Annotated in this window: 13 protein-coding genes and 1 pseudogene; all 14 read left to right on the top strand. The window is 27.7% G+C overall.

The genetic code is table 11. The features are described from left to right. Positions 1-12 precede the first annotated feature (12 nt). The 14 genes and pseudogenes from acpP to lepB all read left to right on the top strand — a co-directional run bounded on the left by acpP (position 13) and on the right by lepB (position 11869). Positions 13-246: an acyl carrier protein gene (gene acpP, locus NGI68_RS04535; protein WP_251860302.1), complete on the top strand. Its 234-nt coding sequence runs from the start codon at positions 13-15 to the stop codon at positions 244-246. Positions 247-353: 107 nt separating this feature from the next. Next, positions 354-1058 carry a ribonuclease III gene (rnc, locus tag NGI68_RS04530; RefSeq protein ID WP_251860301.1) on the top strand — a complete coding sequence of 235 codons (705 nt, stop codon included), beginning with the start codon at positions 354-356 and terminating at the stop codon, positions 1056-1058. Then, entirely contained in the window at positions 1051-2145 is a 1095-nt protein-coding gene (locus tag NGI68_RS04525; RefSeq protein WP_251860300.1) for an elongator complex protein 3, read from the top strand. The genes rnc and NGI68_RS04525 overlap by 8 nt, the downstream gene beginning before the upstream one ends. A gap of 147 nt (positions 2146-2292) precedes the next feature. After that, positions 2293-2391, top strand: coding sequence for a DUF4044 domain-containing protein (locus tag NGI68_RS04520; protein ID WP_251860299.1), 99 nt, complete (start codon positions 2293-2295; stop codon positions 2389-2391). Positions 2392-2403: 12 nt separating this feature from the next. Continuing rightward, a pseudogene (gene smc / locus NGI68_RS04515) lies at positions 2404-5983 on the top strand (chromosome segregation protein SMC). 35 nt (positions 5984-6018) lie between these two features. Beyond that, complete coding sequence (ftsY, locus tag NGI68_RS04510; protein WP_251860298.1) at positions 6019-6930, top strand: signal recognition particle-docking protein FtsY; 912 nt, start codon at positions 6019-6021, stop codon at positions 6928-6930. A gap of 307 nt (positions 6931-7237) precedes the next feature. Beyond that, on the top strand, positions 7238-7570 hold the full coding sequence (locus NGI68_RS04505) for a putative DNA-binding protein (RefSeq protein ID WP_251860297.1): 333 nt from the start codon (positions 7238-7240) through the stop codon (positions 7568-7570). 12 nt (positions 7571-7582) lie between these two features. Then, complete coding sequence (ffh, locus tag NGI68_RS04500) at positions 7583-8932, top strand: signal recognition particle protein (RefSeq protein ID WP_251860296.1); 1350 nt, start codon at positions 7583-7585, stop codon at positions 8930-8932. A gap of 30 nt (positions 8933-8962) precedes the next feature. Beyond that, on the top strand, positions 8963-9211 hold the full coding sequence (rpsP, locus tag NGI68_RS04495; protein ID WP_004451027.1) for a 30S ribosomal protein S16: 249 nt from the start codon (positions 8963-8965) through the stop codon (positions 9209-9211). Between the two features lie 20 nt (positions 9212-9231). Then, positions 9232-9459, top strand: coding sequence for a KH domain-containing protein (locus tag NGI68_RS04490; RefSeq protein WP_003362589.1), 228 nt, complete (start codon positions 9232-9234; stop codon positions 9457-9459). A 121-nt stretch (positions 9460-9580) separates the two neighbouring features. Then, on the top strand, positions 9581-10075 hold the full coding sequence (rimM, locus tag NGI68_RS04485; protein ID WP_251860295.1) for a ribosome maturation factor RimM: 495 nt from the start codon (positions 9581-9583) through the stop codon (positions 10073-10075). Further along, a complete protein-coding gene (gene trmD, locus NGI68_RS04480; RefSeq protein ID WP_251860294.1) occupies positions 10066-10785 on the top strand; it encodes a tRNA (guanosine(37)-N1)-methyltransferase TrmD in 720 nt (239 codons plus the stop codon). Before rimM ends, trmD begins: the two co-directional genes overlap by 10 nt. 156 nt (positions 10786-10941) lie before the next feature. Next, positions 10942-11286 carry a 50S ribosomal protein L19 gene (gene rplS / locus NGI68_RS04475; protein ID WP_251860293.1) on the top strand — a complete coding sequence of 115 codons (345 nt, stop codon included), beginning with the start codon at positions 10942-10944 and terminating at the stop codon, positions 11284-11286. Positions 11287-11344: 58 nt separating this feature from the next. Beyond that, positions 11345-11869 (top strand): signal peptidase I, encoded by a 525-nt coding sequence (gene lepB / locus NGI68_RS04470; protein ID WP_251860292.1) that lies wholly within the window; start codon positions 11345-11347, stop codon positions 11867-11869. Positions 11870-11891 lie beyond the last annotated feature (22 nt).

The raw sequence follows: 11891 nt of genomic DNA, 5'->3' as shown, positions 1-11891 counted from the left end.
GAGGTGACACAAATGATATTTGAAAAAATAAAAGCTACAATAGCAGAACAATTAAGCATAGATGAAGAAGAAATAAAAATGGAATCATCTTTTGTTGATGATTTAGGTGCTGATTCGCTTGATATAGTTGAACTAATAATGGCATTAGAAACTGAATTTGATTTAGAAATACCAGATGAAGATGCAGAAAAAATTTCTACAGTGGGAAATGTAGTTGACTACATAAAATCACATACTGAGGAATAATTGATTTTATCCCCGCTTTTAGCGGGGATTTTATATTAAAACATAAGTTTATTCTTGAGTTTATTTAATAAATATACTGAAGAATGAACTTCTAGGGAGTGAAAAAATTGAGAAATAGGCAAGATATTTTAAAAGAGCTTCAGTACAAACTTAAAGTATGTTTTAAAGATGAGAAATTATTAGATGTAGCATTAACTCATAGTTCATATGCTAATGGTAAGAAAAATATAAAATATTATGAGAGACTAGAATTTTTAGGAGATTCTGTATTGCAACTTATAATATCGGAACATCTATATCAAAAGTATGAAGATAAGAAAGAAGGAGAACTTACAAGGAAGAGAGCTATAATAGTTTGTGAGAATTCCCTTTATGAAATAGCTAAGAAATGGGACTTAGGTGTTTACCTACAGATGAGTAAAGGGGAGGAATTGACTGGGGGAAGAGAGCGAGTATCTATACTAGCAGATTGTGTAGAATCTATAATAGCTGCTATATATCTGGATAAAGGATTGGAAGAATCAAGAAAGTTTGTTATGGAAAATTTTAAAGAAGTAATAGAGAAAGCTATGAGAGACGAAATAATATTAGATTATAAGACTACATTACAAGAAATAGTGCAACAAAATAATGATCTTAGTATAAATTATGAATTACTAAAACAGGAAGGTCCTCCTCATAGAAGAAAGTTTTTTACCAATGTAACTATAGATAATGAAGTGTGTGGAACAGGAATAGGTTATAGCAAAAAGGAAGCAGAACAAAATGCAGCAAAACAGGCATTAAAGAATTTAGGTGATAAACATGAGTAAAAACCATTATATAATACCAATATTTGTAGCTCAAGAAGGATGCCCACATAACTGTGTTTTCTGTAACCAGCATAAGATAACTGGAGAAAAAGACGAAATAATAGATGAAGATTATGTAAGAAAAACTATAGAGATTTACATAAACACTATAAAAAGAGAAAATTCAATTTTAGAAGTTTCTTTTTTTGGAGGCACCTTTACAGGAATACCTATAGAAAGACAGAAGAGCCTTTTAAAAGTTGCAAAGGAGTATAAGGATAAGGGAAAAATAGATTATATACATATGTCTACAAGGCCAGACTATATAAATAGAGAAATATTAGATAATCTAAAAGAATACTCTGCAGATATAATTGAATTAGGAGTTCAATCTTTGGACAAAGAAGTTCTTTTAAAATCAGGAAGAGGACATTCTATAGAAGATGTTGAGAAAGCTTCTAGGCTTATAAAAGAATATGGATTTACTTTGGGGCATCAAATAATGTTAGGACTCCCACAAGATACGTTCAAAAAGGACGTAGAGACAGTTATAAAATCTTTAGATATGAAACCGGATATAGCAAGAATATATCCATCTTTGGTAATAAAGGATACTCCTATGGAATATATGCTTAAAAAAGGAACATATACACCATATACATTAGAAGAAGCTATAGATATAAGTAAAATATTATATTCTATGTATGAGAAAGAAGGAGTAAATGTTATAAGAATAGGTCTTCAGCCCACAGAGGAAATAAACGAAAATAAAGATGTGTTAGCAGGGCCTTTTCATCCAGCTTTTAGAGAGTTAGTGGAAGGAAAAATCATAAATGAAGCTATTTTTTCTTTTAAGGAAAATCAATTAAAAGATTTAGAAATTCACATAAATAATAAAGATATATCTAAGTTGTATTGTAATAGTAAGCAATTTTTTAACGAATTTATACATAAAAATAAAATTGAAAAAATTAAAGTCATTCAACATAGAGAGCTAGATAGAGGAAGCATAATTGTTAAAAATGGTGAAGATGAAAAACATATATCTATAAAAAATTATATGAGCAAGCTTTCACAAGAAGGAAAAAAACTTATACATAAAGAATAATATAAGTATCAAGTTAATAGGAATTTTACTGTCCCCGCTGTTTTATACTCAGTGGGGATATATATTTTAAGGTTTACTAATTGATATTTTTTTTTATATATAATAAACTATTTAATGATGTTGTTTTTAAAGGGAGGTAAAATTTAAATGAAAAGAGAAAAAAGAGAAAAAATGACTAAAGTTTTAGTTGCTGTTATGGCTATTGTATTTATTGCTAGTATATTACCAATGTTTTTTGCCAGATAGGAGTTGTACCACATGTTTTTAAAATCAATTGAAATAAGAGGTTTTAAATCTTTTGCAGATAAAACTGAATTATTATTCAAACAAGGAGTCACAGCAATAGTAGGACCTAATGGAAGTGGAAAAAGCAATATATCTGATGCAGTAAGATGGGTATTAGGAGAACAAAGTGTAAAATCTTTAAGAGGAAGTAAAATGGAAGATGTTATATTTGCTGGCACACAATATAGAAAACAAGTAGGTCTTTGTCAGGTTTCGTTGATATTAGATAATAGTGATAAAGAATTGCCTATAGAATATACAGAAGTAACTATAACTAGGCGACTATATAGATCTGGTGAAAGTGAATATTATATAAATAATACTCAATGTAGACTTAAAGATATACAAGAATTATTTATGGATACTGGTATAGGTAAAGAAGGATACTCTATAATAGGACAAGGTAAGATAGAAGCAGTTTTAAGTGGAAAACCAGAGGAAAGAAGAAGTCTTTTAGAAGAAGCTGCAGGAATAGTGAAATTTAAATGGAGAAAAGAAGAAGCTGACAAAAAACTTTCTAATACAGAACAAAATCTTGTAAGAATAAAAGATATATTAAATACCTATGAAGAAAGAATAGAGCCACTTAAAGAGGACAGTATTAAAGCTAAAAAGTTTTTAGAATTATCAGAACAGTTAAAGAATAAAGAAGTGAATATTATGATATATTCTATAGATAAAATAGAAAAAGATTTAGAAAACATAAATAATAATATGGTTTCTTTAAGTGAAAATATAGATAACTTAAAAAATGAAAAAGATCAGTATAAAAATATGTGTTCAAAGCTTAGTCATGAACTAGAGCTTTTAGATAAAGATAATAGCAAGAATAAAGAAGAATATTATTATAATAAGGATAAAAATAAAGATATAGAAAATCAAAATATATTATTAAAAGAAAAAATAAAAAATTTAAAAGATAATATAAAAGTGAAAGAAAATACATTAAAGACTAATGAGGAAAGATTACAAAATTATTTAAAAGAAAAACAAGAATTGGAAAATAAATTAAATAACTTGAAACAAGAAGAAACTTATTTAAGAGAAGAAATAAATAAAAAAAAGTAATATAAATAATTTTGATAAAGAATTAAAGGAAAAAGAGGAAAAATTAAAGATATTAAAATCTGAAGAAATAGAAATACTAAGTGATACTTCAAATCTTAACAATGAAATATATGTAATGGAAAATGAAATAATAAACTTGAAAAATAAATTAGATAATATAAAGAATTCCTGCGATAGTTATATAAATTCTATAAATATAAATATAAAAACTAGAGAAGATATAGAAAAGGAAATAAGAACTCTAAAAGAAAATATAGTTTTATTAGAAGATAAATTGAAAGAAAACAGTAGAAATATATCCTCTTTAAAAATATCTCTTAATAATAAAGAGAAAAAGCTAAAGGAGAAGAATGCGGCCTATAGTAGATTAGAAGCAAATTATCATATGCTTTCAAATTTGGAAAAGCACTATGAAGGATATAATAGAAGTGTAAAAACTTTGATGGAACACGTAGTAAGTGGAAAGATAGATAATATTAATGGAGGCTGTGAAGTTTTAGGTGAAGTAATAAAAGTAAAAAAAGAATTTGAAATAGCTATGGAAATAGCTTTAGGTGCAAGTATATCTAATGTTATAACAGAAGATGAAAATAAAGCAAAAATTTTAATAAATTATTTAAAAAAGAGAAATTTAGGAAGAGCTACATTTTTGCCATTAACTACAATAAAGGGTAGAAGAGCTCACATAAACAATGTAACAATGCAAGATGGATTTCTAGGTATAGCCAGTGATCTTATAGATTATGATATGAAATTTTCTAATATAATAGACTATGTTCTAGGTAGGACACTAGTAACAAAAGACATGGATAGTGCATTAAAGATTGCTAAAAAATTAAATTATTCATTTAAAATAGTAACATTAGATGGGGAAGTTATAAATCCAGGTGGATCTCTAACGGGTGGTAGTATAAAACATAGAGCTGGAAGTAGTATAATAAGCCGAAAGAGAGAAATAGAAGAGACTAAAAAAGAGCTAGAAGAAACAAAAAATATTATAGAGCAATTTATGAGCAATATATTAGAAAATAAAAATAGAATAAAAACTTTAGATGAAACAAATCTAAATATAAAAGATGAAATTTACTATAACAATATAGAAATAACTAAATTTACGGGAAAATTAAATGCTATAAAAGAAGACTCACAAAGACTTAAGAATTCTTTAAACATATCTAGAGAGGAAATTAAATTAACTAAAGGAAAAATAAAAGGAATTGAGGATAACATAGATATATCACAAAAACAATTAGAAGAACTTAAGTTTAAAAAAGATTTGAACCATAATGACATAAAAAAATGTGAAGATTTTCTTCAAAATGAAGAAGCAAATATGAAGAATATAAAAGATAAATTAATAGAATACAAAATAGAAAAAGCTAAGTTAGATGAAATGTTAGTTAGTATAAAAAAAGAATTACATTCTATGAATATTAATATTACAAATTTAAGTTATGAAAATAAAAATATAAATAAAGGCAATAATGAGGATATAATAAACATAGAAAAATTTGAAAGTAATATAAAGATAAATGAAAACAGTATAAAGGATGTAAATATTCATCTTGAAAACTTAGAAAAGACATTTAAAAAGTATGAAATTGAGAGAATAAAATTGAAGGAAGAATTAGAGAAAAATAAAAATAAAGAAGAAAACTTAGCTTTAGTTCTTGTGAAAAAGGAAGACGAGGTTCACAGACAAGATATACAAAAAACTAGGTACATAACAGAAAGAGATAATTTGTATAATAAATTGAATGAGGAGTTTTCATTAACTTATGCTGAAGCACTCAATTATAAAAAAGAAGATATAAATGTAATAAAATATAAAGAACACGTACAAAATTTAAGGATAGATATATCTAATTTAGGTACAGTAAATGTAGGAGCTATAGAAGAATATAAAGAATTATATGAAAAAATAACATTTATGAATAATCAAAAGGAAGATTTGGTAAAATCAAAAGAAGAGCTTTTAAATGTTATTGATGAAATGACTAATAAAATGAGAAGTGTATTTAGTGAAAACTTTAATAAATTAAGAAAGAATTTTAATGAAACCTTTATAGAATTATTTAAAGGTGGTAGTGCTGATTTAATACTATCTAATGGAGATGAACTTACTGCTAATATAGAAATAAATGTTCAACCACCAGGTAAAAAACTTCAGAATATAAATCTTATGTCTGGTGGAGAAAAGGGGCTATCTGCTATAGCATTGTTATTTGCCATTTTAAGAATGAAGCCTACACCTTTTTGTATATTAGATGAAATAGAAGCTGCGTTAGATGATGCTAATGTATCTAGATATGCAGATTTCTTAAAGGAATTTTCACAAAATAGTCAGTTTATAGTTATAACTCATAGAAAGGGTACCATGGAAGCTTGCGATGCTCTTTATGGAGTTACTATGGAAGAAAAAGGAGTATCAAAAATTATATCTGTGGATTTAACATCAAAAGAGCAGGTAGCAGCTACTTTATAAAATAAAAATAACTTTAATTTAGAAGGGGAGATAAAATGTTTGGAAAATTTTTTGATAAATTAAAAGAGGGATTAACAAAAACTAAGGACGGATTTACAGATAAAATAAGTAATGTGTTAAAATTGGCTGTAACTATAGACGAAGATTTATATGAAGAATTAGAGGAAATACTAGTTACTGCTGATATAGGAGTAGATACTTCTATAAAAATTATAGATAGATTAAGAGAACGAGTAAAAGAAGAGAAAATAAAGGATCCTGCAGAAATTAAACCTTGTCTTAAGAAGGTCATATTAGATATATTAGGAAAAGAAAAAGGATCTATAACACCAGATTCTACTCCAAAAGTTATGCTTATAATTGGGGTTAATGGTGTAGGAAAAACTACATCCATAGGAAAAGTTTCAGCAAAATTAAAAAAACAAGGATATAAAGTCGTAATGGCTGCAGCAGATACCTTTAGAGCAGCTGCTATAGATCAATTAGAGGTATGGAGTAGTAGAGCTAAAGTAGATATAATAAAACATCAAGAGGGTTCTGATCCAGGAGCAGTGGTTTTTGATGCAGTTCAAGCATCTAAATCAAGAAAAGCCGATGTGCTAATATGTGACACTGCAGGAAGATTACATAACAAAAAGAATTTAATGAATGAGCTTTCAAAAATAAATAAAATACTAGAAAGAGAATATAAAGAAGCATCTAAAGAAACATTGTTAGTTTTGGATGCTACCACAGGTCAAAATGCTGTTATACAAGCTAAAGAATTCATGTCAGCTTGTCCTATACATGGCATAATACTTACAAAATTAGATGGAACAGCAAAGGGAGGAGTAGTAATATCTATAAAAGACCAACTTGATATACCAGTAAAACTTATAGGAGTTGGAGAAGGAATAGATGATTTACAGGAATTTAGTCCTGAAGAGTTTGTAGAAGCATTATTTTAATAGTAAAATAATTTAAAATTTAATTTTTATCATAATATGTATTAAATATAAAATGAATATTGGTTTACATTTAATGTATAATATAAAAATAATAATATTAAAGCTGTTAAGTAAAAATACTTGACAGCTTTTTAAAATTTTGATATTATATAATTCGTCGGTAATAGTAACAAAAGATGATTTTTAAAATTAACATGATTTTAAGATGTATGTGAAATAATTTTTAAATATTAATATGTTCCAAAGTATATTATAAAATCATTTAAAAAATAATTAGAGGGAGTTAGATTAAAATCTGTGATATTTTATGGAAGAAATAGTGGAAATGTCCTTACTACTAGATTTCTATGGTAGTTTACTTACAGAAAAGCAAAATAAAATTATGGACTTATACTATAACAATGATTACTCATTAAAAGAAATATCAGAACTAACTAACACCAGTAGGCAAGCAGTACACGACATAGTAAAAAGATGTCATAAAACTCTTGTTCAATATGAAAGAAAGCTTCATATGATGGAGAGATTTATAAAATTAGAAGATTCAAAAGAAAAACTATTAAATATGTTAGATAAGATAATAAAAGATAATATTGAAGAAATTAATCATATAAAAAAATATATAATTGATAATATTTAGGAGTTGATTATAATGGCCTTTGATGGATTAGCTTCTAAACTTCAAGATGCTTTAAAGAAGCTTAGAGGTAAAGGTAAGCTTTCAGAAAAAGATATAAAAGAAGCCATGAGAGAAGTTAAACTTGCATTGTTAGAAGCAGATGTTAACTATAAAGTTGTTAAAAACTTTATAAAAAGTGTAACTGAAAAATGTATGGGTAATGAAGTGCTTGAAAGTTTAACACCAGGTCAACAGGTTATAAAGATAGTAAATGAAGAGTTAACAGAGCTTATGGGTAGCACAGAAAGTGCTTTGAATTCTTCCACTTCAGGACTAACAGTTATAATGCTTGTAGGCCTTCAAGGTGCAGGAAAAACTACCATGGCAGGAAAACTTGCTCTTCACCTTAGAAAAAGAAATAAAAGACCTTTACTTGTAGCCTGTGACGTATACAGACCAGCAGCTATAAAACAACTTCAAGTAGTTGGGAAACAAATTGATATTCCAGTGTTTACTATGGGAGACAAACTAAGCCCAGTAGATATATCAAAAGCAGCTATAGAGCATGCTAAAAATAATAAAAATAATGTAGTTATAATAGATACAGCAGGTAGACTTCATATAGATGAAGAACTTATGGATGAGCTTTATAATATAAAAGAAGAAGTAAATCCAAATGATATATTATTAGTAGTAGATGCTATGACAGGTCAAGACGCTGTAAATGTAGCCAATAATTTTAATGATAAATTAGATATAAGTGGTGTAATACTTACAAAGCTGGATGGAGATACAAGAGGTGGAGCTGCTCTTTCTATTAAGTCTATGAGTGGCAAACCTATAAAATTTGTAGGTTTGGGAGAAAAAATGAATGATTTGGAAGTATTTTATCCAGATAGAATGGCTTCAAGAATACTTGGTATGGGAGATGTACTTTCTTTAATTGAAAAAGCTCAACAATCTATAGATGAGGATAAAGCTAAACAAATTGGAGAAAGAATGTTAAATCAAGAATTTAATTTTGAAGATTTCTTAGATTCTATGCAACAAATGAAAAAATTAGGACCTATAAATAAGTTATTAGAGATGATTCCAGGAATGAATTCCAAGGAATTAAAAAATATAGATTTAAGTTCTAGTGAAAAAGATATGAAAAGAACGGAAGCTATAATTAGTTCAATGACTATAAAGGAAAGAAGAAATCCTTCATTAATATCTTCTTCTCCTTCAAGAAAAAAGAGAATAGCAAAAGGGTCAGGGACTAATGTTCAACAAGTAAATAAGCTTTTAAAAGATTTTCAAGCTTCTAAAAAGATGATGAAGCAAATGAAGGGTATGGAAAAAGGATTTAAAAAAGGTTTATTTGGTAAATTACCATTTTAAATAAACAGACTTTTTAAGGAGGTGAAAAACATGGCAGTAAAAATTAGATTAAAAAGAATGGGTGCTAAAAAGGCTCCATTTTATAGAGTAGTAGTTGCTGATTCTAGATCACCAAGAGATGGTAGATTTGTAGAAGAAATAGGATACTATAATCCAATAACTGAACCTTCAACTATAAAATTAGATGAAGAAAAAGTTCAAAAATGGATAAAAAACGGTGCTCAACCAACTGATACAGTTAAAAAATTAATCGAAAAAGCAGGTATTTCTGTTAAATAGTTAACTGGGGGTGTATTCAAATGAAGGCTTTAGTAGAAACTATAGCGAAAGCATTAGTTGATAGCCCAGATCAAGTTCAAGTGAATGAAATTTTAGGAGAACAATCCGTAATTCTTGAACTAAAAGTTGCACCTGAAGATATGGGAAAAGTAATAGGAAAACAGGGAAGAATAGCAAAAGCTATTAGAACTGTTGTTAAGGCAGCGGCTATAAAAGAAAATAAAAGAGTTGTTGTTGAAATAATATAGAAGAGTTAGGTGCACCTAACTCTTTTTTAATATATAATATATAATATATTTTAGTGCTATTGAATTTATAAAAGAAAAATGGGAATAATTATAATATAAATGGTTAGAGGAGAGAATATATATGAAAGAATTTCTAGCGGTAGGAGAGATAATAAATACTCATGGTATAAAGGGAGAAGTAAAAGTATATCCTTTAACTGATGATATGAAAAGATTTAAGAAGTTAAAACAAATATTTATAGATGGAGAAGAAAGAAAGATACTATCTTGTAAGCTTCAGCCTAATAATGTGGTTTTAAAAATAGAAGGTATAGATTCTATAGAAGAAGCTAATAAATATAGAAGAAAGCTTTTAGAAATTAAAAGAGAGAACTCTGTAAAACTTCCTGAGGGAAGCTATTTTATAGCAGATTTAATGGAATGTACAGTTATAGATGAAAATGGTATAGAAATAGGACAAATATCTGATGTAATAAAGACTGGTAGTAATGATGTGTATGAAGTAAAGGGAGAACAAGAGGTATTAGTTCCAGCCATAAAAGACATAGTTACTAATATAGATATAGAAAATAAAACTATAACTATAAGACCATTGGAGAAATGGCAATGCGAATAGATATATTAACACTATTTCCTGAAATGTTTTCTATATTTAATCACAGTATAATAGGAAGAGCTGTAGAAAAACAAATATTAAATATAAATGCTGTAAATATAAGGGATTATACAATAAATAAGCACAGAAAAGTAGATGATTATCCTTATGGAGGGGGAGCTGGCATGGTAATGTCAGTACAGCCTATAGCAGATTCTATAAGAACAGTAAAAAAAGAAAATAAAGGTAAAGTTATATTTTTGGGCCCTAAAGGTAGAACTTTTAACCACGATTTAGCTAAAGAATTAGCAAAAGAAGAGGAATTAATATTTTTATGTGGTCACTATGAGGGTATAGATGAAAGAAGCTATGATTACATAGATATGGAGATATCCTTAGGGGATTTTGTTTTAACAGGAGGAGAAATGGCATGCATCCCTATAGTAGATTCTATATGTAGATTGGCAGACGGGGTGCTAGGAAGTAGTGAGAGCTACGAGGATGAATCTTTTTACAATGGCCTTTTAGAATACCCTCAATATACAAGACCAGCTGTATATAAAGGAAAAGCCGTACCAGATGTTCTTTTATCTGGTCATCATGAAAATATAAAAAAATGGCGAAAAGCTAAATCCCTTATGATTACTAATGAAGTAAGGCCAGATTTATTTAATACATATAAATTAACAGAAGAAGATAAAAAAATATTAAAAGATTTTAACAAAAAATAATAGGAAAAATTTTTTTAAAATTGTAAAAAATATTGAATAAAGATTTTTACTATGGTAAAATAAATTTTGTGCTAGTACGGGCGGTCCTCTGCTTATACATATTGAGTTATATTAATTTAGGCAAGAACGTCAAAAAATTAAAGGAGGGAATGCACAATGTTAGAAGTTATAAAAGCTATAGAAGCAGAACAAATAAGAAATGACTTACCAGAATTCAATGTAGGAGATACTGTAAAAGTTCACCAAAGAATCAAAGAAGGAACTAGAGAAAGAGTTCAAGTATTTGAAGGAACAATTATAAAAAGACAAAATGGTGGAGCAAGAGAAACTTTCACAGTAAGAAGAGTTGCATACAACGTAGCAGTTGAAAAGACTTTTCCAGTTAATTCACCATTAATTGAAAAGATCCAAGTTGTAAGAAAAGGTAAAGTAAGAAGAGCTAAACTATACTACTTAAGAGATAGAGTAGGTAAGGCAGCAAAAGTTAAAGAAAGAATATAATGAAACATAAGGGGCTTTAAGATAAGTCCCTTTTTTTCATATAAGAGGGGTGGATTTTATGTTAAAAGAATTAATGGAAATTGTAAAATCTATAATAATTGCTGTAGTAGCTGCTTTTTTAATTATAACTTTTGTATTTGAGACTGTAAGCGTAGAAGGACATTCAATGGATCCAACTTTAAATAATAGAGATAGGCTTATAGTAGAAAAAGTAAGCTATTATTTTAGAAAACCTAAAGATGGGGATATAGTTGTAATTAAATATCCTTCAGATACTAGAGAAAAATTTATAAAAAGAGTTATAGCTGTTCCAGGAGATACAGTGAGCATACATGATAATAAAGTATATGTAAATGGTAAAGCTAAGGAAGAAAAATATATATTAGAAAATTATATGGAAGATTTTAATGAAGTAAAAGTCCCAGAGAATTCAGTATTTGTTATGGGAGACAATAGAAACCATAGTAGAGATAGTAGATTTCAAGATGTTGGTTTTGTAAATTATAAACTAGTTGTGGGGAGAGCGGCTATAAGAATATATCCTTTTGATAAATTCGGTAGTCTATATCGTAAAAGTAAATAGGATTTTTAATTTTGTGTATAAT

This window comes from Clostridium sp. Marseille-Q2269 (assembly GCF_943736985.1).
Lineage (GTDB): Bacteria > Bacillota > Clostridia > Clostridiales > Clostridiaceae > Clostridium_F.
The sequence above is the reverse complement of the archived record's forward strand: the minus strand, read 5'-3'. Positions and strand labels throughout refer to the sequence as shown.

Coding starts and splice junctions, on each gene's coding strand:
- rimM (WP_251860295.1), top strand. CDS start 9,581: ATGAAAGAATTTCTAGCGGTAGGAGAGATAATAAATACTCATGGTATA.
- NGI68_RS04525 (WP_251860300.1), top strand. CDS start 1,051: ATGAGTAAAAACCATTATATAATACCAATATTTGTAGCTCAAGAAGGA.
- trmD (WP_251860294.1), top strand. CDS start 10,066: ATGCGAATAGATATATTAACACTATTTCCTGAAATGTTTTCTATATTT.
- ffh (WP_251860296.1), top strand. CDS start 7,583: ATGGCCTTTGATGGATTAGCTTCTAAACTTCAAGATGCTTTAAAGAAG.
- ftsY (WP_251860298.1), top strand. CDS start 6,019: ATGTTTGGAAAATTTTTTGATAAATTAAAAGAGGGATTAACAAAAACT.
- rpsP (WP_004451027.1), top strand. CDS start 8,963: ATGGCAGTAAAAATTAGATTAAAAAGAATGGGTGCTAAAAAGGCTCCA.
- rplS (WP_251860293.1), top strand. CDS start 10,942: ATGTTAGAAGTTATAAAAGCTATAGAAGCAGAACAAATAAGAAATGAC.
- NGI68_RS04520 (WP_251860299.1), top strand. CDS start 2,293: ATGAAAAGAGAAAAAAGAGAAAAAATGACTAAAGTTTTAGTTGCTGTT.
- acpP (WP_251860302.1), top strand. CDS start 13: ATGATATTTGAAAAAATAAAAGCTACAATAGCAGAACAATTAAGCATA.
- lepB (WP_251860292.1), top strand. CDS start 11,345: ATGTTAAAAGAATTAATGGAAATTGTAAAATCTATAATAATTGCTGTA.
- NGI68_RS04490 (WP_003362589.1), top strand. CDS start 9,232: ATGAAGGCTTTAGTAGAAACTATAGCGAAAGCATTAGTTGATAGCCCA.
- NGI68_RS04505 (WP_251860297.1), top strand. CDS start 7,238: ATGGAAGAAATAGTGGAAATGTCCTTACTACTAGATTTCTATGGTAGT.